This window comes from Rhodanobacteraceae bacterium (assembly GCA_024234055.1).
In the GTDB taxonomy this organism is placed as follows: Bacteria; Pseudomonadota; Gammaproteobacteria; order Xanthomonadales; family SZUA-5; genus JADKFD01.
The window spans coordinates 289,356-312,492 of the sequence record JACKOW010000004.1 but is presented as its reverse complement, the minus strand read 5'-3'; the positions used below and the strand labels follow the sequence as shown (position 1 = coordinate 312,492).

Sequence of the window (23,137 nt, the reverse complement as noted above, 5' to 3'; positions counted from 1 at the left end):
GGCACGGTTGTTCGCCAGGATTCGGCGCCTTGCTCGAAATTTGACCCAACCCGGATTCCGCGTCGCCCTATCATTGGGGATCATCCCGCCTTCGTCTGCGGGCCAGTCATTGTCTTGCTGCGAATGGAATCACATGAACCACGCCTATCGCCAGAATCTTGCCGGAACCGAGCTTAAGTACTTCGATGCCCGCGCTGCGGTGGATGCCATCAAGCCTGGTGCCTATGCCAGCCTGCCGTACACCAGTCGCGTTCTGGCCGAAAATCTGGTGCGCCGTTGTGATCCATCCCTGCTCAACGATGCCCTGACGCAGTTGATCGAGAACCGCCGCGACATGGATTTTCCCTGGTTCCCGGCCCGCGTGATCCTGCAGGACATTCTCGGCGCCACCGCCTTGGTCGACATGGCCGGATTGCGCGATGCGATCGCCGAAAACGGCGGTGATCCCACCCAGATCAATCCGGTGGTGCCCTCGCAGCTGGTGGTCGACCACTCGCTCGCCGTCGAACATGCCGGCTTCGATCCCGAGGCTTTTGCCAAGAATCGAGCCATCGAAGAGCGCCGCAACGCCGACCGCTTCCACTTCATCCAGTGGGCCAAGCAGGCCTTCAGCAATGTCGAGGTGGTGCCGCAGGGCAATGGCATCCTGCACCAGATCAATCTGGAGCGGATGTCGCCGGTGGTGCAGGTCAGCGAGGGCTTCGCATTCCCCGACACTCTGGTCGGCACCGACAGCCACACACCGATGATCGACGCGCTGGGCGTGATTGGCGTCGGTGTCGGCGGTCTGGAGGCCGAGAGCGTGATGCTCGGTCGTGCCGTGTGGATGCGCCTGCCGGAAATCGTCGGCGTGGAACTGCTCGGTCGTCCGGGTCCGGGTATCACCGCAACCGACGTGGTCCTGGCCCTGACCGAGTTCCTGCGTCGCGAGAAAGTGGTCGGCACCTACATCGAGTTCTTCGGTGAGGGCCTGAAGCATCTGACACTGGGCGATCGCGCCACGATCTCCAACATGACCCCGGAATTCGGTGCCAGCGCGGCGCTGTTCCCGATCGACGAGCGCACCATCGACTACCTCAAGCTCACCGATCGCGAACACACGGTGGTCGAGACCTATGCCAGGGCTGCCGGCCTGTGGGCCGATGAGCTGGCCCAGGCACAATACCCGCGACGCTTGAGCTTTGACCTGTCCAGCGTTGCCCGCACCATCGCCGGCCCGGCCAATCCACATCAGAAGATCCTGACTTCGACCCTGAGCGAGCGGGGTCTGGCCAAGGAAAACCAGAGCCGGCCGGGGCAGATGCCCGATGGCGCGGTGATCATTGCCGCGATCACCAGCTGCACCAACACCTCCAATCCGCGCAACATGATCGCGGCGGGTCTGATCGCCCGGAACGCCGCCAGACGCGGCCTGACGCGCAAACCCTGGGTCAAGTCCTCACTGGCGCCGGGCTCCAAGGTGGTCGAACTGTACCTGCGCGAAGCAGGGCTGCTCGACGATCTGGAGAAGCTTGGCTTCGGCGTGGTCGCCTTTGCCTGCACCTCCTGCAACGGCATGTCGGGTGCGCTCGATCCGGTGATCGAGAAGGAAGTGCTGGAGCGCAAGCTCTACACCACGGCCGTGCTCAGCGGCAATCGCAATTTCGAAGGGCGCATCCACCCGCATGCGCGCGAGGCCTATCTGGCCTCGCCGCCGCTGGTGGTCGCCTATGCCATCGCCGGCAGCATCCGCGTCGACATCGAACGCGACGCCCTGGGCATCGATGATCAGGGTGAGCCGATCATGCTCAAGGACATCTGGCCGGACGATGCCGAGATCGATGCGCTGGTGGCGGCGCACGTCAAACCCTCGCAGTTCGACGCTGTCTACCGGCCCATGTTCGCCGCCAGCGCACTGCGCGGGCCCAAGGCCCAGCCGCGTTATGACTGGCGCCCGATGAGCACCTACATTCGCCGCCCGCCCTATTGGGACGCCGATTTCCAGATGGAACGCACCATGAAGGGCATGCGCCCGCTGGCTGTGCTCGGTGACAACATCACGACCGACCATCTGTCGCCTTCGAACGCCATCCTGCCCACCAGTGCCGCCGGCGAATACCTGACCAAGATGGGTCTGACCCAGGAAGACTTCAATTCCTACGCCACTCACCGCGGTGATCACCTGACTGCCCAGCGCGCCACTTTTGCCAATCCGCGGCTGAAGAACGAGATGGTGCGCGATGCGGAAGGCAAGGTCCGCGAAGGCTCGCTGGCACGGCTGGAGCCGGAGGGCGAGGTCATGCGCATGTGGGAGGTGATCCAGACCTACCTGACGCGCAAGCAGCCGCTGATCATCATCGGCGGCGCCGACTATGGTCAGGGCTCCTCCCGCGACTGGGCCGCCAAGGGCGTGCGCCTGGCCGGGGTCGAGGCCATCGTGGCCGAGAGTTTCGAGCGCATCCACCGTACCAACCTGGTCGGCATGGGCGTGCTGCCGCTGCAGTTCCAGCCCGGTACCACGCGCCTGACTCTGGGCCTGGACGGTACCGAGACCTATGACGTCAGCGGCGAACGCACGCCAGGCGCCACGCTGACGCTGAGCGTCCATCGTCGCAGCGGCGAGACCGTCGATGTGCCGGTGATCTGCCGCCTCGACACCGCCGAGGAAGTCTCGATCTACGAAGCCGGCGGCGTACTGCAGCGCTTCGCCCAGGATTTCCTGGCCAGCGCCGCCTGAGACTGGGATCGCCGACTTGCAGTCGGCGCTGTTGCTCTGCGCCGTCGCCATTCCAGACGCCCGGTTCGATGTTTGACCGGGTGCTCATCCGAAGTTCACTGATCCGGAACCCGGTGTTGACTGGTCTGCTGTCAGGCTTCGCAGCCTCTGCTGCTACGGATCCGCCTACATGGTCAATCTCGCCATTTTTCACTCGTCACTGCCCGAATACCTGAAAGCCACCGCCCACGAGGGCGATCAGCGGAACATGCAGATCGTGCTGGCCACTGATCAGCACTCGGCCCTGCTGGCTGCCGCGGGCAAGGTGCAGGTCAATGCGCTGGTGGCGGATCTGGCATTGCTCGGAGATTCACCGGAAAGCGCGATCCTCGAGCTTGAAAGAGCCCTCAAGCCGGAATTGACGGTCATTGTCTACGCCTTCGCCAAATGGGACGTCATCGAGCGTCTTCGTGGCCCGCAAAGGCAGCTGATGCGCGCACCGGTCAGCGCCAGAGCGCTGCGGTCGAACATGCTCGGGTTGATCGTCAAGCATCTGACACAGGCGCCGGCAGCGGCTGCCGCGGCCGTACCCGCGGAGAGCGGCTTGTTGCGGATCGAGCAGCCGGCGCCCATGCGTCGCTTCGATGACATGCAACTGGCCGCCTTGCAGGACATCGTCAGCGCGGTCGATTGCGAGTGTCCCAATCAGGTCGCCGATCTGGTGCTGGCACTGAACGCCTTCGAGACTTACTCCGCCCAGTGCCAGAACAAGAACGAGAAGGATGCCAAGATGCACCGCCTGCTGGCCCGCGTCACTGGCCATGCACGTGCGGTGATGGAGTACGGCCTGAAAGAGCTGTGCGCCTTTGAGGGCATCGACCCCGCGCAATTGGTCAACCGCAACCGACGCGCCGTCGGCTGAGCCGGCATCGGTGCGGCGATCGCCGACTTGCCGTCGGCGCTGTTGCTCTGCGCTCATCCGGGGCCAGAAGCGGCCGAGTACAACTCGGCGATCCCAGCGGCGATCCCGGCGGCGATTCGGGCATGGTCGCGGACTTTTCGGTGGCTGTTGCTGAACAGCCATGTCGGCAGGCTTGCAGCCGTGCCGTGCTTTGCGCAGGCTTGCGCATTACCAAGATCGATTCCGGTGCCTTTCCCTCATGTCAGCTCCTGCCCAGATTCGCATCCCCGCCACATACATGCGCGGCGGTACCAGCAAGGGGGTGTTCTTCCGCCTCGAAGACCTCCCGCCCGCGGCCCAGGTGCCGGGGCCTGCGCGGGATGCGCTGTTGCTGCGCGTGATCGGCAGCCCGGATCCTTATGGCAAGCACACCGATGGCATGGGCGGCGCTACCTCCAGTACCAGCAAGTGCGTGATCATCAGCCGCTCATCGGAACCCGATCACGACATTGACTACCTTTACGGTCAGGTCTCCATCGATCAGCCCTTTGTCGATTGGTCCGGCAATTGCGGCAATCTGAGTTCGGCCGCCGGGCCCTTTGCCATTGCTGCAGGTCTGGTGGATCCGTCGCGCATTCCCGACAACGGCGTCGCCGTACTGCGCATCTGGCAGGCCAATATCGGCAAGACCATCATCGCCCATGTGCCGATCAGCAATGGTCAGGTGCAGGAAACCGGCGATTTCGAACTGGACGGCGTGACCTTTCCGGCCGCCGAGATCGTGTTGGAGTTCATGGATCCGGCCGATGATGACGATGGCGGCGCGCTGTTTCCCAGCGGACATCTGATCGATACGCTGGAGGTGCCCGGCGTGGGCAGTTTTCAGGCCACGATGATCACCGCCGGTATCCCGACCATCTTCCTGCGCGCTGCCGATCTGGGCCTGAAAGGCACCGAGCTGCAGAATGACATCAACAGCGATGCTGCCTTGCTGGCGCGCCTGGAAACCATCCGTGCACACGGCGCCTTGAAGATGGGGCTGATCAAGGATCTGGCCGAAGCGCAGACCCGCCAGCACACACCGAAGCTTGCCTTCGTGGCGCCGCCGGCTGAATACCTGGCTTCCAGCGGCAAGACCATCGCCGCGGCCGATACCGATGTGCTGGTGCGGGCGCTGTCAATGGGCAAGCTGCACCACGCCATGATGGCGACCTGCGCGGTGGCGATCGCCGTTGCCGCCTCGGTGCCGGGCACACTGGTCAATCTGGCTGCCGGTGGTGGCGAGCGCCAGGCCGTGCGCTTCGGGCATCCCTCCGGTACCCTGCGCGTGGGTGCGCAGGCCACCCAGGTCAACGGGCAATGGGCCGTGACCAAGGCCGTGATGAGCCGCAGCGCACGTATCCTCATGGAAGGCTGGGTACGCGTACCAGGCCAATAGACCTTATCCGGAATGTAGGTCACGTTGAGCGCGCAGCGATCTACGTGACAGGGGAGCCCAACCGGGCGTCTTGTTTCGCAGCTGCGCCTGGACCCAGCTACATTGGCTACGGAGACACGCGATGATCAGTTCGACGACTCGTTTCATGTTCGGAATGGCGGTGCTGACGTTGGGCACTCAAGTCCTGGCCGAAGACTCGGCGAAGACGCTCAGCGCCAAACTGCCCGACGGCTGCACGATTGAAGTGGACGTACGCCGCGATGAAACACCGGCCTGCTGGCGTCTGCAGTGCGCCGATGCCGAGCCGCGGAAGCTCGGCTGTGACGTCACCGAACTGCATCAAGTCGCCGAGATCAAGGCCTCGCCCGATGGCCGCTGGCTGGCCCTGATCTCGGTCGGTGAGGGTCACCCCATCCTGGAGATCGCCGACCTGCGCGAGTGGCGCAAACTCGATCGCTACCAGTCGCCCTGCAGCGTCAATCCCTATCCCGGGACCATCAGCATGGGTGACTGGCAGGCCGGCCAGTTAGGCATCGAAAGCGACCTCGATCTCACCGTGACCCAGGACGAACGCAGTCCCGACAGCATCGGCGACACCCGCCGCTACGGGCTGTGGCCGGAAGGCTGTGAGCTGGTGGATTGACACCAGGCAGTCGGCCACCGCACTGGTGCAGCTGTGGAGCGTCCCTACATCCTGGTTTGTGCTCAGATTGCGGCGGCGTTGCCGGCACCTCGGGCCTCTGCAAGGGCCGGTTTACGCACCAGCTCGAGGCTGCGGAATACGCCCTCGATCAATAGCAGAGGCAGCGCCCAGCTCAACAACAGCAGCGTGGCGATCAGGGTCGGCGCGGGGACAAGGCCGATGGCGATGCTTGCCGGCAGCAGCATCCGGAAGCTGATGGGTGAGAGGGTGACCAGGTAGTGACGGCTCATCCAGCGTCGGTGTACGGTGACCTGACCGCGGTAGATTGCCACCAGTGCGATCAGCGCTGTGCTCAGCCATGCCAGTTGCGTCGCAGCGAAGGCCGTGCGGATCTCCATGGGCGCTGGCGAGGTGGCGATCAAGCCGGTGGCGCCGGTCGCCGCAATCAACATGCCGAGCAGGTACACCCGGCCAGCCCAGCGGTGCAAACGCGGGTAGACCCGCGGCCAGCGACTCAGAAATTGCAGTGGCCCCAGAACGATGGTGATCGTTCCGCCCGCCAGATGCGTCCACAGCCAGCCACGGCGTGACAGGAACATGTCGTAGGTTTCCGCCGCCGTCTCGTGGTACTTGGCGTACACCTCCAGCAGGAACTGCACGCTGAGCAGGCCCAGCGCCATCCACGCCACCGTCCAGACGATGCGACGGGCAAGGCGCCCCATGGATGAGCGTTGCACGGTTTGCATGGACTCACCTCAACAACTGAGAGCGCCGTCGCTGGCGCGGTGTGGGGTAGCGAAGACCGAAGCGGGCTAGGGAATGCGCGAGAAATAGTTCTTGCGCGAGACCGGCTGACCGTCCGGGCCGAAGTAAGCCACGGTCTCGATCATCGACTGACCATCCGCAGCCACCGCATAGATGCGCGTTGAGGCCGGTTCGCCGTTCTTGGCCAGTTGCATGATCAGCACATCTGGCGTGGGCATGGTGGTGGCGGATATGTCCGCCTCGAAATTCGACTTGACCGGCGTGGGTGTCCCATCCAGCGGGGTGAGACCCTCTGCCAACAGCGCCGTGCCCGTGGGATCAATGACTTCCACCTGGGTCATCAGGCGCCCCGATTCCTCCTGCGCAAAGCTGATCGTCACGCGCTGGGGCCTGGCCTCGGGTGGCATCGGCAATCGCGCCGTATCCACCGCCCACCTGCCGAACAAGGGTGAATTCTGGGGTGTCTCGGCGAAGCCCCTGCCGTGGAAACAAACGGCAGCCAGAAGAATCAGGAAGATCCCCTTCATGAAATCTCCTCTAGACGTTTGTTGTGAAGATCTTGTCGCCAAGACTGACTCAGTCTCTGGCGCCTTCGCAAGTCAGCGCCGAATGCGTCAATCCTGCAAGTCAGGGCTGCCTAACAAAATCAAGATGCCCATCCAGCGAAGTGAGCGCAGCTCAATGACCCAGCGCCCTGGTTCCAGCCCGGACACCAGGATGCCCGGCGCGCCGTCATGGTAAGCGCGGCGCATCTCGAGTTGAAGGGCTTCTCTGGGGGAGAGGTTCATGGGTAATCTCGAGAGTTTGCCCACGGGTGATCCGCAGCCATGGCTGTTGGGGTGCGCTGGTCCAGCCAGTCGCGGATCTGATTCATCGCCGCCGGGGCGAAGGTCTCTTCGATGGCGGCGTATTCCTCGACGCCTCCGGTAATGCAGGTCTGGAACAGGTGGTTCAAGGCTTTCAGCTCGATGGTCTGGAAGTCTGGATGCTGGCGCTGCGCCAGCAGCGCGTTCATCACGCCCAGGCTGCTTTGGCTGGGTACCTGGGTGTCTTGGCTGCCGCCGAGAGCCAGGAAGGGGCACTGAATGCGGGTCAGGAAATCGGCAGGATCCTGCGCAAGCGCTGATCTGAACCACGGCAGGTTGAAGCGGGCAATCCAGTCCGCCTGCCGCTGAACGGTGGCGGTGCGCTGCGCGCCGGTATGCTGGGCCAGCAACTCGATCTGCGCCGCGGTAATGGGCTCGTCGAACGCCAGGTTCTGCAGATGCGCGTACAGTGCCAGCGTGAAGGCACGGTGCCGGTCGATGACGTCCGGGTTGATACCTGTGGCGCTCAGCGCCTGGCATTCACGCTCCGCAAAGACCGGGCCCAGTGGCTGGGCCGGGCCGGCCAAGGAGATGATGAAAGCCAGATCTGTTCTCCTGGCGGCCAGGCGCATGGCGGTGAGCGCGCCCATGCTGTGGCCGATCAGGCCCAGGGGCAGGCTGGCCAGATCTGCGCGACCGCGCAGATGGTCCAGTGCAATGGACATATCGGCCAATTCATCGTCCATGGTCAGCGCGGAACGATCGCCAGTGGAAGCGCCGACGCCGCGATCGTCAAGGCGCAGCACAGCGTAGCCGGCGCGGCTGAGAAAATCGGCCAACACCCAGAAGGGCTTGTGCTCGAACACGGTCTGATCGCGGTCCATGGCGCCGCTGCCGGTGATCAGCAGGATCACGGCGCGGATCGTGCCAGAGTCTGGCAAGGACAGGGTGCCGGCCAAGGTGCTTGGCGCCGCCGGATGCTCGACGGTCAGCTCTTCGTTCCGATAAGGGTAGGGCGCTTGCGGCGTCTGGGGGCGGCGCGCGCTTGGGTAGCAATTGCTGCCGGGCTGCAGCGTCAGCGGGTGTTGCGATTCGCCCTCACCGAAACCGCCCTCGATACGCTGGCGATCCTCGGTCCAAAGTCCGCGGAAGTCGCCGAAGGATCGTGTGGAGAAACGCAGGTGAGTGTCGTAGTAGTGCAACTCGCGGATGGGCAATCCGAATTGGTGATGGCGCGGATAGTCCAACGTGCCGCTCAGGCCGCCGGCGGCGAGCTGCAGATGCAGCACGATCGGCACCTGACTCTGTCCGTACTGGATGCTTCCGCTCCAGTCACCCAGTGGCAAGGGGTTGGAGCTTGAGGAGTTCTCGGGTGTATCTGCAGCCGGAGCTGAAGTCGTCATGGGTCGGTTTTCGTTGTGGGGCGGGCATGACAAACGCTAGCAGAGGCCGGCCATCGACAAGCGCTGGCACTGTCTTTCGGCTCAGCGGCCGTCGTATGATCTCCTCAAGGATGGCGGGATATCGCATCGCCCCCGCGCGCGAGCTCCAGCACTGCCCGCAGGCCCGGATGGGCGTCTTCCAGCAGGAATCTGCCGCGGTGCAAGCGGGCGATGGCGGCGACCAGACTCAAGCCCAACCCCGATCCAGGCACAACGTCGGCGCCGACCAGGCGCACGAAGCGCTGCTGTACGCGCATGCGCTCGCCCTCGGGGATGCCCGGCCCCTGATCGCTGACCATCACCCGCACCAGATCAACGGTGCGCTCGGTGCGCACGCTGATGCGACTGCCGGTGGGTGAGAACTTGATGGCGTTGTCGATCAGATTGACCAGGGCCTGGGCCAGCAGTTGCGGATGTCCCAGCACTTGCGCGGGGTCGTCTTCGAAAAAGCTCAGGGTCAGGCCGCATTCCTCGGCCACCGGCTCGAACAATTCGACGGCATCGCGCGCCAGATCGGCCAGCGACAGTGCCTGCCATTGCTCGCGCGCTGCGCCGGATTCGGCCTGGGCAATGTGCAGCAGGGCGTTGATCACCTGTTGCAGGGTTTCCAGTTCGCGCCCGACGGTCTGCAGATCCTGCTGCGAATCGGCATTCGCGCTTTCTGCCGCCGATTCCAGTGCCTGGCGCGCGTGCATCAGCGGGATACGCAGATCGTGTGCGATGGAGTCGATCACGGTGCGCAATCCGCCGGTCAGATCCTCGATGCGCTCCAGCATCGCGTTGACGGCGCCGGAAAGTCGGTCGAATTCGTCATCGGCCAGACTGACTGTCAATCGCTGCTGCATCTCGCCAGCGGCGATGCGCGCGGTGGTCGAGGCCACGGCATCGACCCGTTTCAGCAATCGCCGACCGGCCCACCAGGCGCTGCCGACCACCACGGCGGCCACCAGCAGCAGGCTCAGGCTGGCGGTCCAGAGCACGGCGCCGCGGCTGCGCAAGCGTCCCTCGACATCGCGCCCCACCAGCAGCGTCGAATCATCCGCGAGTCGGCTGATCAGGGCGCTGGCGGTGTGTTGTTCCCCGCTGGGCAGTTCCAGATTGAAACTGATCAGTGTCGGTGCCGCGGTGACGCCCGGAAAGGGGATGGCGACATTGCCAGCCAGCAATTGCCCTTGCCCGTTCCACAGCGCGTACAGTGCTTCCGGATCTATCGCCAGCCGGGTGCGTTCGTTGATGGCATCGACGAGCGCGCCGGAGCCGCCATCGGCAAAGACCTCGTTCAAGCCCAGTACCTGTTCGTTCAGCGCCGCATGCGTTTCGCGGTCGGTGACCGTCATCGTCTGCACGTACACCAGACCGATGGCGATGGCCGCGACCGAGCAGAACAGGGCGACGTGAAACAAGGCGGCCCGGGCCGCAGTGGTGGCCAGCGCCTGGCGCACGCTCACGCCGGCAACTCCCGATCGCTGAGCGTGTAGCCGGCGCCGCGCACGGTGCGGATCAACGGCAGCTCGTGTTCGCGGTCGATCTTCTGGCGCAATCGGCTGATGTGCACATCGATGACATTGGTCTGCGGGTCGAAGTGATAGCCCCAGACACTCTCCAGCAGCATGGTGCGCGATACCAGCTGGTGGGCATGGGTCATCAGGTATTGCAGCAGCTGGAACTCGCGCGGCTGCAGGGCGATGGCCCGGCCGCCGCGACGCACCGAGTGCGCCACCAGATCCATTTCCAGATCGGCGACCTGCATGCGCGTGCTGGTCTCGCCGGCGGTCTGGCCACGACGGATCAGGGCTTCGACGCGGGCATGCAGTTCAGAGAAGGCAAAGGGCTTGCACAGGTAGTCATCGCCGCCAGCGCGCAGACCCTTGACGCGGTCGTCCACCTGCGAAAGCGCGCTCAGGATCAGCACCGGAATCTTCGATTCCATGGCGCGCAGTGCCTTGACGATGGCCAGTCCGTCCATGCCCGGCAGCATGCGATCCACGATCAGCAGCTGATAGGGTTCGGTGGAGGCCATCAACCAGCCCTGGCGACCATCGCTCTCCTGGTCCACCACCATGCCCTGCTCGCGCAGGCCCTTGGCGATGTAGTCGGAAATCTGGGCGTCGTCTTCGATCAGCAGCACGCGCATCGGAATTCGGCTTCCCGGGTTCAAAGTGGGGATGAGCGCATTCTGCGCCGTGCGTCCCGGCCTCGGGCAGACCCTTACCAATCTGTAATCCGGCTGCAAGCTCGTGGTTAACCGCCAGCGATCAATCTGCCTCCACCGGCAACGCAGAGGCTCGATGCCGGACCCCGCCCAAACCAGATGAGGAATGATCGATGAACACCAAGACGCTGAGCCTGAGTATCGCGATTGCCAGTCTGGCGATCAGCGGTTTTGCCTCGGCTTCGAACCAGATTCCTGCGCCGGGCAAGGCCCGTTGTGAGCAGCTGATTGCTCAGTTCGACGCGGCCAAGGCAGCTCACGCCAATGACCCGAAGGCCGCGCAAGCCACTGCCGCGCGCAATCGGGGCGCCGAGAACTGCAAGGCAGGCGAGTATGTGATGGGTGAGAATGCGTTGACCGACGCGCTCAAGGACATCGGCGTGACGCCGAGCAGTCCGAAGACCTGAGCCCGGGTCACAGCGGCGGAACCCCGCGCTGCCGCTGGGCGCATCCCCTGAGCAAGCAAACGCGCGCGTCAAGCGCGCGTTTGTCTATGGCAGCAGGCGCCCGCGGGCGATACGCTGATGGCGCTGCAGATATTCGGCGATGGCGGTGCCTGGAGCTTCTGGTGCCTTGCCGCCCAATTCCCGTTGCAGCGAATGCTCCAGCAGATACAGCCAGGCTTCGCGAGGCACGGCACCGTCGGGTTCGTGGCCGGCGCGCCTTTCGATGTAGAGGTCCACATCCTTGCCCAGTTCCAGCAGACGCGCCGCGTAGTGGGTGACGCTGCGGATGGCCACGCGCTGGTCCTGGCCGCCGGCAAAAAGGACCACCGGTCGCGACAGTCTGTCCGCCTGGGACAGGGGTGATCCAGCGCTGAGCCTCGCCATCGCTGGTGCATCGTTCACGTCCAGATCCAGAGCTCGCAAGGTCTGTTCAAAGGGCACGGTCGATTCCAGTTCCAGCACCTGAAACTCCACCGCCCAGCGCAGCGTCCAGGCGAAATCGCTGGGCGGCACGGCGGCGATGGCCAGCTTGAACAACTCGGGTTCATGGGTGACGCCGAGCAGTGCCGCATAGCCGCCAAAGGAGGCGCCGATGATCGCGACCCGTTGCCGGTCGCCGATGCCGTTCGCCAGTAGCCAGCGCGTGCCCTCGACGATGTCCTGCTGCACCCGGCCATGGCCGAAATCGCCCTTGGCGGCCAGCAGATAGTGACGACCGAGGCCCGTGGAACCGCGAAAATTGGGCTCGAACACGGCGTAACCGCGATTGACCAGAAACTGGGTGCTGGCCGAGTAATCGGGATCGGTCAAGGTCCACGGCCCGCCGTGCACCTTCACCACCAGCGGCAGGTTCGCTGTCTCGCTGCCCGGTGGCACCGAGACAAATCCGTGCAACTGCAGGCCGTCACTCGCCGGCCATTGGACCGGAATCTTGCGCGCCGCAGCGGACTCCGGCACGCTCAGGCTGGCTTGCCGAAGATCATCCAGAACGACGTGGACGGCAGGATCGGTGGGCCAGCGCAGAAACCAGCGGGTCAGCGCGGATTGACTGCTGCTGACACCGATCAATGCGGGAGCGCCGGGGTCCGTGCCCATCGAGATTTGCAGACGGGCGTCGGGGAAGGCCTGGATGATCGGCTGCAACCAGGCCTTCGTGGTGGTATCCAGCGCGTGGCTGTGCAGCAGCGTACTGCCGTAGTGGGCGATCAGCGGTTTGAAACTGGCCGGATCCAGCGTGAGTTCGCGCAGATCGGCCTCGCCGCGCGGATCGTGGTGCAGCGTCTGGGTGCGGCCATCCGGATCGATGCGCTGCAGCGAGGCCAGATTGGTGTCGAGGTTTCCGATCAACCAGAGCGACTCGTCGGCATCCGCACTGACCAGCGTACATCGCCGCAGGTCGCTGCAGCGGGCAACTTCCCGTCGGCTTCCCGTGCCATCCAGATGCAGGATGGCGAAGGCGTCGCCGTCGACGCGCTTGAAGTAGCTCAGCCTGCCTTCCGGATTGAAGGCCAGATCCACCAGCGGCCGAGGGTCCTCCAGCAACAGCGTGCGTTCGCCCTGCCGATCCACCCGCCAGACCTGATGTGCCGGGGCTTGGCCCGTGTCGGCTAGCTGCGTCTCTTCGATCAGCAACATGGCTGCAGGGTGTCCGGGATCGGCGCCGTAGACCTGCTGCTTGTTGCCCGGCTTCAGGGTGGCGATCAGGGTAGAGCCCTCGGATCCCGCTGCAGACAGGGCCAACAGCCGTGTCGGCGATTGCGCGAACACCCAGCGACTGTCTCTGGACCAATACAGGCGGGTGGTATCTCCTTGCGTTTGCAGCGCCCGCGCGGGTGCGCCATCGGTGTCCATCACCCAGACGCTGGCGCGCTCTGCGCCGCGTTGCAGCCAGGCAATCTGCAAACCATCGGGCGATTGCAGTACCTGCTGGAGCGCGGGCTCACGAATGAAGGCTGCCCGATCCAGGATTGGCGCCGCCGGGCGAGCACGCTCGATGGCAATGGCCTCGGCCAGTTCGACCGCGTTGTCGGCTGAATTTCGCGTGTCCTCGACCCCGGCGCCAAGAACCGATTGTTGGGCCAGGCACAGCAACAGCAGTCCGCCCGCCAGGCCATGCACCCCCCACCCCTGTGGGAGCGGATTCATCCGCGACTGGCGCTTCGGCAAAGTCAGAGCATCGCGGGCGGAGCCCGCTCCCACAGGCGGGATGTCCCTTGCTGCCATCGCTGACTCGCCGCTGCCACTCACGACGGGCTTCCGCTGATGACTGGGAATTCGATTGGGCGACCGCTGCGGGCATGGCCGGCGACCGGGCGCTCGGCATCGGCATACAGCAGGCGCTGACTCAGCAGAGCGGGCAGGCTGAGCAAGGCGCAAACCGCCACCCAGGCCCAACGCCAGGCGCTGCCCAGGTTCTGACGACGGCCCAGCCAGAACGATCCCAGCGCCGACAGTGCCATCAGCGACAGCGCCAGGGCGTACATGGAATCGGGGGTTTCGGTCTCGCTGCGCAGCGACAGCGGTTCCGCGCTGCTCAAGGCGTTGACCGCCGCTTGGCGCACAGCGCTCAAGGTCGGCGACAACCACCAGGCGTAGTAACGCAGCGCCAATGGAAAGTCCGGCGTAAGCGCGCGTTCGGCCACGGTCTGCGAACCACCCTCGGCGTCGGTGCGGGTCAGGACCTGGTAGGCCTTGCCCGGGCCATCGGTGCTGCCGCGGCCGTAGACCTCGGAGATCAGATAGCCATCGAGCAGTTCGATCAGGTCCACCCGTGTGAGTGAGCCGATGGCATCGTTCAGCGCCACCCGCAAGCGAGGCTTGAGCGGCATGGCGGTCTGGGAAAACTCACGGGCATCGAAGAAATACAGCGCCCGATCGCTGAGCAGCGCCAGAGCTTCGCCGACCGGCACCAGCGCGCCGGCGACCGATTCGTCTGCCGGGAGCTGGATACGCAGATCGATGCGGCGGGTTTCGCTGTCGTAACGATAAAGGGCGTTGCGGGTCAGCAGCAGACCCTCACCGATGGCCAGCGGCGGCTCGCTGAAGGCCGAGTTTTCCGGGCCTGCGCCCAGACTGCCCAGATCGCGGCGATCGACCAGCGAGACGCCCTGCATGCGCATGCTGTCATGACTGAAAGTCCACATCTGGCGCCGTTCGCCATCAACCAGCACGGTCGGGCTGAGATTGGTCAGTTGCTGCCGTAGCGGATAGCCACTGGCGTCAGCAGCCAGGGCGTAGGTGTCGGCCAGTCGGATCTGCTGCCGCCACAGCGAACTCTCGGGGCTCTTGCTGTCGATCAGGGCGGCATCGATCAAGTCGGCGGCGTCGGCGCGGGTGGCCTCCACATAGCCACCGGCTGGCGGCGTGCCATTGAGCGGGTGCGTGCCGACCACAATCCACGCCAGCTGATATCCCAATGCGGCGAACACCAGCAAGACGTAGAGGCCCAGTTGCAGCGGCAGCCCCACCAACAGCGCGCCGCCTGCACTGTCGGGAGGGCGGGTCAGGTCGGGCTTGAAGGCGTCGAGCACCGCCAGCACCAGCCAGATCAGCGCCAGCGCCTGCAGCAACAGCGCGGCGTAGCCGCTGGCGGCGCTGCTGAACAGCAGCAGAGGCAGCATCAACATCGCTGCCGAATAGCGCTTGGGCGCCAGCATGGTGTAGGCAGCCGCCAGGTAGCAGCAGAGCACGATCAGCCAGATCGCCAGCGGCAGCAGGTAGTGCCGGCTGTCGACCACGCGCGCCGTCAGCAGATCCTGTCCCAGCAGCGCCAGCCACAGGGGCACGGCAATCGCGATCCCTGCCAGTGTGGCGCTGGCCAGCATCAGGCCCAGACCGATGCGACGCTGGTGTACTGGTCGGTGCAATAGCTGCAACCACAGATTGGGGCGCCGGTAGCTGCCCATCTGGTACAGACCAAAGAGCAGCCCGAGCAAGCCGTAGGCAGTACCGATCAGCTGATAGAACACGTCGCGTTGCTGCAACGGATCGATCATGCGCAGGCAGAAGGCCAGGGCCGCCAGGTGCAGCAGCATCAGGATCAGCCCGGATCGGCGGAAACGATGCAATTCAGCCAGATAGATCTCACGCATGGTTGGACTCCGCGGGCGCCAACGGCGTGGCATGGTTCTGACTCAGCATGGCGTTGACGGCGCGATCCAGGCTGACCGGCATGCTGTTTACCGAGCGCGCCCCTTCCGCCTTGAGGAAGTCGGAGAAGGTCTCGTCCTGATCCAGCACCAGATAGTGCTGCAGCCCCTCGATCCGCTGCTCATTCAGCAAGCCGGGAATGCGTTCTGGCGATGGTCCGCGAAATGGAATGTCGGCCACCCACAGACTCACGCGGGCACAGAATTCATCGGGTGGCGACATGCACTTCAGCCGCCCCCGCTCCAGGATGATCAGGTTGTCGGCCACGCGTTCGATTTCATCCATCTGGTGCGAGCAATAGACGACGGTGCAGTCCTCGCTGGCGTTGCTGTACAGCAGCGATTCCAGGAAGGCGCGCTTGGCCACTACGTCCAGCCCCAGCGTGGGTTCGTCCAGGATCAGCAGCTCGGGCGACTGTGCCAGCGACAGCGCCAGATTCAGACCGGCGCGTTCGCCTCGCGAGAGCTGACTGATGCGCTGATCCGGCAGCACCTGATAGTGGCCAATGACCGCCAGATAGGCGCGCTCGTTCCAGCGGGCATAGTGGCGTCGTTGCATGGCGGTGACCGCGGCCACGCTGAGCCAGCCGGGCAAGGTGTGCTCCTCGTTGACGAAGCCGATGCGGCCGCGCAGCTCGGGGGTGAGCGCGCGACTGTCCTGCCCGAGGATGCGGGCGCTGCCGGAGGTGGCGGATTGGAATCCCAGCAGCACCCGGAACAGCGTCGACTTGCCGGCTCCGTTGGCGCCGACGATGGCGTGTACACGCCCCCGCGGAATGCAGAGGTTGAGGCGATCCAGCGCCAGCTTGCCGCCGTAGCGCTGCGTCAGCTCATGGGTTTCGATCACCAGATCGGAATCAGGGGACATGGCTTGGGATCCTGAAGGGTGGGGGCTGAGCCGCAGCTCACGCGATCTTTCGTGGGACCAGTTCGCGCAGCTCGGCCTCCAGCCGCTGGCGAATGTCCTCGGCGCTGAAATCCAGCGCGATGACCTCATGCACAAAGCGCTGCACGGCTTCATCCAGCCGGCGCTCGCGTTCGCCCCGACTCAGGCGCTGGCGCGGCGCGGCCACGAACAGGCCCAGGCCCTGGCGCGCATCCAGCCAGCCTTCGCTGCTGAGTTCGCCATAGGCCTTGGCCACGGTGTTCGGATTGACCATGAGTTGCTGGGCCAGACCACGCACGCTGGGTAGCTGATCGCCCGGCAGCAATTCGGCTGTGGCGATCTTCATGCGGATGGCATCGACGATCTGCTTGCCGATGGGGCGTGGATCGCCGGTGGCGATCTGGATCATCAAAGCTTGTGGTCGTGACATGAGGGCTGCTCAACTGTACTAGTACGAATAGTACAGATCGCAGCTTTGAGCGATCAATAGGCCGTAAGTCCCTGGCGCGTCATTGCGAGCCGCGTGTTTCGGCCCGAAACTGCCCATGGGCCATGAATCCCCCCCCCCGGGCGTCATTGCGAGCCACCTGTATCGGCCCGATGCTGCCCACCGGCCATGAACCCGCCGTCGTAGGTCATGTTGTCCGCGTCAGCGGACTACGTGACATCGAGTTGCGTCACGTAGCTCGCTACGCGAGCAACGTGACCTACAACAGCAAATCAACAACTTACGATATGGGTTCATGGAGAGCGTAGCGAAGCAATCCAGGGGCGAGCGGCGCTACCCTGGATTGCTTCGTCGCTGCGCTCCTCGCAATCACGCATCAACAACTTACGATGTGGGTTCATGGAACGCCGATGAGGCGAGCTAGTCCTCGAATCCCTGTGCGAACATCCGATCGTTCAGCTCCAGCAGCTGGAAGCTGACGCTGTTGCTGGCCGACCAGCCACCGGCAGCAGCCGCATCTTCGACGAATACCCGCAGATACAGCGTCTGTCCCTGCAGATCCGGATCACTGGGCAGGGGCAGGTTCACCGATCCACTGCCGTTGCCGTCCAGCGCGAAATCGTGCGTCAACAAAGCGCTCGCTGCCACGCTGACGGGGTTCGCCAATGCCAGAACGGCGCGGGCGTTGGCTGAAGCCCGACCCAGATCCAGGCCAATCGTGAACTCACTGCCCCCCGCCACCGGCGGTTCCACGGCCGTCAAGCGGGGGATCAGTCCGCCGAGGCCAGTACTGCCGCTTCCGGCCGGCTGCGGTGCCAGCGGTGATTCACTGAACAGCATCGGGTGTTCGAAGGGGCCGGTTTCGTCGCGAGCGCGCACGTCCGTGAGCGGTCGGCTGAGGAAGGTGACGATGGCCGCACGCTGCTGCGGGGAAAGTCCCAGCGGGACGATGCGCGGATCCTTGTTGGGGGCGTTGAAATCGCCGCCGCGGTTGTAGAAATCCACCACTTCTTCGAGCGTGCGGAAACGGCCGTCGGCCATGTACGGTGCCGACAGTTGCAGATTGCGCAACGGCGGCGTGCGCATGCGGCCGCGGTCGGCATTGTTGCCGGTGACCGCAAAGCGGCCGGCATCGGCATTCTGCGGGCGCACGCCGATGTAGTGGAACTGGTTGTCGCTGAGCAGCGGTCCACCGTGACAGCGTCCGCAGCCGGCCTGCTGGAAGGTCTGCAGACCCTGCAGCTCGGCCTGCGTCAGCGAGGGCGTGCCCGCAGCCTGCAGATCGTGCGGGGTCTGATTGGCCACCAGCGAGCGCTCGTAGCTGGCGATGGCCAGGGCGATGCGCGCAGGTGTCACCTCGCTGCTGCCGAAGACTTCGTTGAACAGGGCTGGATAGTCGCGGCCGGCAATCCAGCTCTGCAGCGCGGCTGGGATGCTGGGCGAAAAGCGCAAGGGTCTGGCGCTGGCAATGCGTGTGGCCACATCCGTGAGCGAGCGCCCGGCGTGCGCCATTTCGACACTGTTGACCACCGGTCCCAGCGCCTGGTTCTCCAGCGCGCCGCCATTGGCAATCAGCGTGGTCTGCGTGTCCGGATCAACGAAAGTGCCGCCGGCGCGACCATCCCAGAACAGCGTGGTTGGATAGGCCGAGTTCAGCGCCGATTGCGACTGCCGCGTGCCCACCTGCGGCGCCATGCCGAACAGGGTGCTCAACTGATAGACGCCGTTGCTGCCGTGGCTGGCCACGCCGATCGACCCGACGATGTCATCGGCGGTGCCGAACAGCTGGTCTGCTCCCGGATGCACGCTGTCTGGATTGGGGCTCAGCGTGCGCGGCTCGTTGCCACCTGCGCGGGGCATATGGCAGGTGCCGCAGGCGACCGTGTCGGTGGTCGACAGCTGCTCGTCCCAGTACAGCACCTGTCCGAGCGAGATCTTCGCTGGCGTTTGCGGATTGCCGGCGGGAATCGGCGGCGGGCCCAGGGGGGGCAGCGGCGGCGGACCGCCCTGAGCCTGGGCCGCGCCGGGCAGCAGCGCGGCAGCGCCGATCGCGCTGGCAAGGACGAAATTCAGAAACGTGCGCATGGTCCGGGTCCTCGTTCGGGAACTGTTGCCAGATTAGGACCGGAATGTGCAGCAAGAATGGAGGACAACACTGCGCCTGCACAGGATGACAAGGCAATGGGCGAGCGCGCGATGATGGGAATGGCTGGGCCTGCGCCGTGCTGAGTCAAGCACTCGGCGCGCGATCCGACACCTTGTCAATTGTCGACGACCTGCTCTGCGCTTCAGTACACCGGCGCATCAAACACCCGCCACTGCCACAGCAGGTAGCCGCTGAGTGCCAGCACCAGCGCAAAGGCGGTGAAGTTGAGGCGTCGCCACCAGCTCCAGCCAGTCGCTCGCCAGGCCGGAATCAGGGCCAGCAGCATGGCTGCGCCGGCACCAGCAACGGCCCAGCCCGCGTAATGGACATGCCACATGCTCTGGCTGGGATAGTTCCCGGCCAACGTGGAAAGGTCAAAGTCGGCCAGATCCGCGAGCATCATTGCCACCAGCACCGCAAATCCGAGCATGCACAGCGCCGACAGCAACTGGATGGTCGCGGCGAATCCAGCGGCCATTCCCTGACCGTGGGCCGCGCCGCGGCCGAGGCGCCACCAGAAGCCGAGCAGGCAGGTCAATGCCAGCAGGAGGCTGGCGCCGACAGCGATGAACAAAGTGTTGGGTGCGCCCAGCACGCCCACCTTCTCGAACGTGTGTACGCCCGAACTGTCGGCCATCGCCACCACGCGTCCGCCTTCGCGGATGAAGGCAATGCGACCGGCATCGGCCGATTCGAAGACATCACGCTCCTGATCGACGCGCCGGTATTGCGTGGACTTGTCGCCACTCTGCAGCAGCAGCACATCGGCAGTGCGGACGCTGATGCTGGCGCCACCATCCAGGGCCATGATCGCGGCGAAGCTGCTGAATACGCGCCGATTCTGCAGGTATGAGCCGCCGACCTCAGCCAGTGTGCCCGCATCGCCGGGCTCCACCGCCAGCGCCGGTGTGTAGTCGCCACCGCCGTTGATCAGATCAATGATCAACTCGGGGAGTTGGGTGATGGTCGTACGGGTGTAGGTACCGTTCTGCGACAGGAACACCCCGAGCTTCAGTTCGGGAACCAGCACCATCTGGGTCAGGAAGGCAGCGGTACCGCCGCCATGTCCGAGCAGGCGCAGACCATGGTAGGGACGGTCCTGGAATCCGTGCGCAACGTCGGCGGCGGCAGCGCGGTCGTCATAGGCCCGGGTCCACATCGCGGCATGGGTGTCGGCACTCATCAATCGAGTGCCTTCAAGCTCGCCACCGTTCAGATGAAAGCGCATCCAGCGCGCCATGTCGGTGGCGGTGGAAGCGATGCCTCCCGCCGGCCAATAGGCACCGAGCTGCATGTAGCCCTGCACGTCCAGTCCGCCCGAGTCACGCTTGTAGCCGGTGGCCAACGCCTGGCGCTGGATGGCGTTGAGCTTTCCCGGCGCGGTCCAGGTGGTGGCCGTCATGCCCAGCGGATCGAGGATTTCGCCCTGCAGGAATTCGCCATAGGGTTTGCCGCTGACATCCTCCACCACCTGGGCGGCCAGCGCCGCGCCCCAGTTCGAGTAAGAGGTGCGCAAGCCCGGCGGATAGACGCGCTTGGGCTGGTGCTCGCTCAGCAGCTCGGCCAGGCTGCGCGGATCATCGTCGGCCACCGCATACAGACGCATGCTGTCTTCGAAGCCGGCGCGGTGGTGCATCAGTTGGCGCATGGTCACCGGCACTCCAAACGCCTCAGCCACGCGCACATTCTTGAGATAGCTGTTGACGTCGGCATCCAGATCGAGTTGCCCGCGTTCCACCAGCATCATCACGGCGGTCCAGATGAAGGTCTTGGACACCGAGCCGATGCGGAACAGGCTCTGGTCGGCCACCACAGGCCTGGAAGCGGCAAGTCCGGACTGGCCAAAGCCCTGTTCCAGCCACAGGGCATCATCCTTGACTACGGACAGCGTCAGCGCAGCAAGGCTGTGCTCTCGCCGCAGGCTGTTGACCACGCCCTTGACATAGCTCTGCAGCTCGGCACGTTGGCCGCTGCTCAGAATCTCGATCGCAGTCCCGTCACTGGATGTCATCGAATCGGTCAGCGGCGCTATGCTGGCGCTGGTCTCGGTGTCGGTATCCATCGCCGCTGAAGGGGGAGCTCCTGCCACTTCGGGGTCGGGATTCGTGCCCGGATCGGCCTCGGGCGTCGGGCCTGGGGTGACTGGCAGGGCGAATTGCGGCACGGTTGCCTGAACCTGGGGCGGGGAAGCTTCGACCGTGGTCGCTTCGGTGGTGGCCGCCTGTACCGCCGAATCCGGTGCTTCCGCGGGGGATTGCGCCGACGCCGGCAGGGTCAGCAGGATGGACCACAACAGCACCTGCAGGAGTTTGCTCATGGCACGCATGGGGACAGCTCCGACGGATTCGATCACCGTACGTTACACCAGAGCGCGAACGGGTGCTGGGGCGCCGGTTGCTGCCTCAGGCGCGGCCCGGGGCAGTGTGCGTGACCCCAGCGCGGCGATCAGACCCAGCCGGTCAGGTAGTAGGTGGCAATGATCACGAACACCGCCAGGGTCTTGATGATGGTGATCGCGAAGATGTCCTTGTACGACTGACGATGACTCAGACCGGTCACCGCCAGCAACGTGATCACCGCGCCATTGTGCGGCAGCGTGTCCATGCCACCCGAAGCCATGGACGCCACCCGGTGGAAAACCTCCAGCGGAATACCGGCGGCCTGGGCATTGGCGATAAAGGTGTCAGACATGGCTGCCAGGGCAATGCTCATGCCGCCTGAGGCCGATCCGGTGATGCCCGCCAGCGAGGTCACGGTGATGGCTTCATTGATCAGCGGATTGGGAATGGCACCGAGCGCGTTGGCCACCACCAGGAAACCCGGCAGCGCCGCGATGACCGCACCGAAGCCGTACTCGGAGGCCGTGTTCATCGCCGCCAGCATGGCCCCGCCGACGGCCTGCTTCGAACCCTCGGCAAAGCTGCTGAACACGGTTTTCCATGCAAACACCAGCACCGTGGCAATGCCGATCAGCAAGGCGCCCTGCACGGCCCAGATCGCCGCCACCTTGGACACTTCCTGAACCACTGGCGCGGCATTGCCCATCACCGAGGGCATGAATTCGTGACTGCTGCCGTAGGCGGCGGGAATCCACAGGGTGAACAGCTTGTTGCTGACGCCCACCAGCACCAGCGGCAGGATGGCGATCAGCGGATTGGCGAGCTTGCCACCGCTGAAATTGACCGGTTCATTGATCAGATTGCTGCCATAGCCCTCGCCGGCAGCGGCAGCAACCCGGCGCCGCCACTCCAGATAGCTCATCCCGCAGATCAGGATGAAGACTCCGCCGATCACGCCCAGCCACGGCGCCGCCCAGGTGTCGGTTCCGAAGAAGGAGGTCGGAATGATGTTCTGGATCTGCGGCGTGCCCGGCAGCGCATCCATGGTGAAGGTGAAGGCGCCGAGCGCGATCGTGCCGGGAATCAGGCGCTTGGGAATGTCGCTCTGGCGGAACAACTCGGCGGCAAAGGGGTAGACCGCGAACACCACCACAAACAGCGACACGCCACCGTAGGTGAGGATGGCGCAGACCATCACGATCGAGAGCATGGCCCGCTGCGCGCCCACCACCCGGATGGTGGCGGCGACGATGGATTTGCTGAACCCCGAAACCTCGATCAGCTTGCCGAACACCGCGCCGAGCAGAAACACCGGGAAATACAGTTTCAGGAAACCGACCATCTTGTCCATGAACAGGCCGGTGAACATCGGTGCCACCAGCGCCGGGTCGGTCAGCAACACCGCCCCCAGCGCCGCCACCGGCGCGAACAGGATGACGCTGTAGCCGCGATAGGCCACCACCATCAGGAAGGTCAACGCGGCAAGGACGATCAGCAAGGACATGGATGAGGTTTGCCCGGATTCTCAGCCCCGAGTCTGGTTCATCGGGGCCCCTGACCGACAGCGTACAAAAGGGCAGGGTGCCTGAGTAGGAGCGACCTCGTGTCGCGACCGCCGCGCTCGGGTTGGCGGCGAAAACCGGGATCCGTCGAGAGTTGATGTCCAAAGCAGGACGCGAAGATCACGAAGGAGAAGCAGAAAGGACACGAAGAAGAGCTGATCCGGAGTTGGTCTTCCTACCTGGCGTTCTTTCTGCTCTTCCTTCGCGACCTTCGCGTCCCGCCCCTGGCCCCGTTCGCGCCGCAAGGGCGCACCTACCCG

General features: G+C 64.7%; 17 protein-coding genes and 1 pseudogene. 5 read left to right on the top strand and 13 right to left on the bottom strand.

Translation table 11 applies throughout. The features are described 5' to 3' along the window. The first annotated feature begins 133 nt into the window (after positions 1 to 133). The 4 genes from acnD to H7A19_10545 all read left to right on the top strand — a co-directional run bounded on the left by acnD (position 134) and on the right by H7A19_10545 (position 5,677). Entirely contained in the window at positions 134 to 2,716 is a 2,583-nt protein-coding gene (gene acnD, locus H7A19_10560) for a Fe/S-dependent 2-methylisocitrate dehydratase AcnD (protein ID MCP5475264.1), read from the top strand. A gap of 169 nt (positions 2,717 to 2,885) precedes the next feature. Then, on the top strand, positions 2,886 to 3,617 hold the full coding sequence (locus H7A19_10555; GenBank protein MCP5475263.1) for a hypothetical protein: 732 nt from the start codon (positions 2,886 to 2,888) through the stop codon (positions 3,615 to 3,617). Positions 3,618 to 3,855: 238 nt separating this feature from the next. Beyond that, a complete protein-coding gene (gene prpF, locus H7A19_10550) occupies positions 3,856 to 5,034 on the top strand; it encodes a 2-methylaconitate cis-trans isomerase PrpF (protein MCP5475262.1) in 1,179 nt (392 codons plus the stop codon). Between the two features lie 121 nt (positions 5,035 to 5,155). After that, positions 5,156 to 5,677, top strand: a complete 522-nt coding sequence (locus H7A19_10545) for a hypothetical protein (GenBank protein ID MCP5475261.1) — start codon at positions 5,156 to 5,158, stop codon at positions 5,675 to 5,677. Here H7A19_10545 and H7A19_10540 read toward each other — a convergent pair. The 6 genes and pseudogenes from H7A19_10540 to H7A19_10515 form a co-directional block, all read right to left on the bottom strand. Further along, a pseudogene (locus H7A19_10540) lies at positions 5,586 to 6,378 on the bottom strand (DUF2306 domain-containing protein). The gene H7A19_10545 and the pseudogene H7A19_10540 overlap by 92 nt on opposite strands. 111 nt (positions 6,379 to 6,489) lie before the next feature. After that, on the bottom strand, positions 6,490 to 6,969 hold the full coding sequence (locus H7A19_10535) for a LuxR family transcriptional regulator (GenBank protein ID MCP5475260.1): 480 nt from the start codon (positions 6,967 to 6,969) through the stop codon (positions 6,490 to 6,492). Positions 6,970 to 7,056: 87 nt separating this feature from the next. Further along, on the bottom strand, positions 7,057 to 7,230 hold the full coding sequence (locus H7A19_10530; GenBank protein ID MCP5475259.1) for a hypothetical protein: 174 nt from the start codon (positions 7,228 to 7,230) through the stop codon (positions 7,057 to 7,059). After that, complete coding sequence (locus H7A19_10525) at positions 7,227 to 8,651, bottom strand: alpha/beta fold hydrolase (GenBank protein ID MCP5475258.1); 1,425 nt, start codon at positions 8,649 to 8,651, stop codon at positions 7,227 to 7,229. The genes H7A19_10530 and H7A19_10525 overlap by 4 nt, the downstream gene beginning before the upstream one ends. Positions 8,652 to 8,755: 104 nt before the next feature. Continuing rightward, entirely contained in the window at positions 8,756 to 10,138 is a 1,383-nt protein-coding gene (locus H7A19_10520; GenBank protein MCP5475257.1) for a HAMP domain-containing protein, read from the bottom strand. Continuing rightward, positions 10,135 to 10,824 carry a response regulator transcription factor gene (locus H7A19_10515; protein ID MCP5475256.1) on the bottom strand — a complete coding sequence of 230 codons (690 nt, stop codon included), beginning with the start codon at positions 10,822 to 10,824 and terminating at the stop codon, positions 10,135 to 10,137. Before H7A19_10515 ends, H7A19_10520 begins: the two co-directional genes overlap by 4 nt. A gap of 191 nt (positions 10,825 to 11,015) precedes the next feature. Between H7A19_10515 and H7A19_10510 the strand changes: the two genes are divergently transcribed. Then, the gene (locus H7A19_10510; protein MCP5475255.1) at positions 11,016 to 11,309 is read left to right on the top strand and encodes a hypothetical protein; all 294 of its coding nucleotides are present in this window, start codon (positions 11,016 to 11,018) and stop codon (positions 11,307 to 11,309) included. Positions 11,310 to 11,393: 84 nt separating this feature from the next. Here the strand turns inward: H7A19_10510 and H7A19_10505 are convergent, their stop codons facing one another. From H7A19_10505 to H7A19_10475, 7 genes are all read right to left on the bottom strand, one after another. Then, a complete protein-coding gene (locus H7A19_10505; GenBank protein ID MCP5475254.1) occupies positions 11,394 to 13,493 on the bottom strand; it encodes a S9 family peptidase in 2,100 nt (699 codons plus the stop codon). A 98-nt stretch (positions 13,494 to 13,591) separates the two neighbouring features. After that, on the bottom strand, positions 13,592 to 15,439 hold the full coding sequence (locus H7A19_10500; GenBank protein ID MCP5475253.1) for a hypothetical protein: 1,848 nt from the start codon (positions 15,437 to 15,439) through the stop codon (positions 13,592 to 13,594). Continuing rightward, complete coding sequence (locus H7A19_10495) at positions 15,432 to 16,364, bottom strand: ATP-binding cassette domain-containing protein (protein MCP5475252.1); 933 nt, start codon at positions 16,362 to 16,364, stop codon at positions 15,432 to 15,434. Before H7A19_10495 ends, H7A19_10500 begins: the two co-directional genes overlap by 8 nt. A gap of 37 nt (positions 16,365 to 16,401) precedes the next feature. Beyond that, positions 16,402 to 16,812 carry a GntR family transcriptional regulator gene (locus H7A19_10490; protein ID MCP5475251.1) on the bottom strand — a complete coding sequence of 137 codons (411 nt, stop codon included), beginning with the start codon at positions 16,810 to 16,812 and terminating at the stop codon, positions 16,402 to 16,404. Positions 16,813 to 17,250: 438 nt separating this feature from the next. Next, on the bottom strand, positions 17,251 to 18,915 hold the full coding sequence (locus H7A19_10485) for a c-type cytochrome (GenBank protein MCP5475250.1): 1,665 nt from the start codon (positions 18,913 to 18,915) through the stop codon (positions 17,251 to 17,253). A gap of 203 nt (positions 18,916 to 19,118) precedes the next feature. Next, a complete protein-coding gene (locus H7A19_10480; GenBank protein MCP5475249.1) occupies positions 19,119 to 21,293 on the bottom strand; it encodes a serine hydrolase in 2,175 nt (724 codons plus the stop codon). Positions 21,294 to 21,421: 128 nt separating this feature from the next. After that, complete coding sequence (locus H7A19_10475; protein ID MCP5475248.1) at positions 21,422 to 22,819, bottom strand: GntP family permease; 1,398 nt, start codon at positions 22,817 to 22,819, stop codon at positions 21,422 to 21,424. Between the last annotated feature and the right edge of the window lie 318 nt (positions 22,820 to 23,137).

Bases quoted from the DNA above. Each gene is read 5' to 3' on its own strand.
- acnD (MCP5475264.1), top strand. From the start codon at position 134: ATGAACCACGCCTATCGCCAGAATCTTGCCGGAACCGAGCTTAAGTAC.
- H7A19_10555 (MCP5475263.1), top strand. From the start codon at position 2,886: ATGGTCAATCTCGCCATTTTTCACTCGTCACTGCCCGAATACCTGAAA.
- prpF (MCP5475262.1), top strand. From the start codon at position 3,856: ATGTCAGCTCCTGCCCAGATTCGCATCCCCGCCACATACATGCGCGGC.
- H7A19_10545 (MCP5475261.1), top strand. From the start codon at position 5,156: ATGATCAGTTCGACGACTCGTTTCATGTTCGGAATGGCGGTGCTGACG.
- H7A19_10535 (MCP5475260.1), bottom strand. From the start codon at position 6,969: ATGAAGGGGATCTTCCTGATTCTTCTGGCTGCCGTTTGTTTCCACGGC.
- H7A19_10530 (MCP5475259.1), bottom strand. From the start codon at position 7,230: ATGAACCTCTCCCCCAGAGAAGCCCTTCAACTCGAGATGCGCCGCGCT.
- H7A19_10525 (MCP5475258.1), bottom strand. From the start codon at position 8,651: ATGACGACTTCAGCTCCGGCTGCAGATACACCCGAGAACTCCTCAAGC.
- H7A19_10515 (MCP5475256.1), bottom strand. From the start codon at position 10,824: ATGCGCGTGCTGCTGATCGAAGACGACGCCCAGATTTCCGACTACATC.
- H7A19_10510 (MCP5475255.1), top strand. From the start codon at position 11,016: ATGAACACCAAGACGCTGAGCCTGAGTATCGCGATTGCCAGTCTGGCG.
- H7A19_10505 (MCP5475254.1), bottom strand. From the start codon at position 13,493: ATGAATCCGCTCCCACAGGGGTGGGGGGTGCATGGCCTGGCGGGCGGA.
- H7A19_10500 (MCP5475253.1), bottom strand. From the start codon at position 15,439: ATGCGTGAGATCTATCTGGCTGAATTGCATCGTTTCCGCCGATCCGGG.
- H7A19_10495 (MCP5475252.1), bottom strand. From the start codon at position 16,364: ATGTCCCCTGATTCCGATCTGGTGATCGAAACCCATGAGCTGACGCAG.
- H7A19_10490 (MCP5475251.1), bottom strand. From the start codon at position 16,812: ATGTCACGACCACAAGCTTTGATGATCCAGATCGCCACCGGCGATCCA.
- H7A19_10485 (MCP5475250.1), bottom strand. From the start codon at position 18,915: ATGCGCACGTTTCTGAATTTCGTCCTTGCCAGCGCGATCGGCGCTGCC.
- H7A19_10480 (MCP5475249.1), bottom strand. From the start codon at position 21,293: ATGAGCAAACTCCTGCAGGTGCTGTTGTGGTCCATCCTGCTGACCCTG.
- H7A19_10475 (MCP5475248.1), bottom strand. From the start codon at position 22,819: ATGTCCTTGCTGATCGTCCTTGCCGCGTTGACCTTCCTGATGGTGGTG.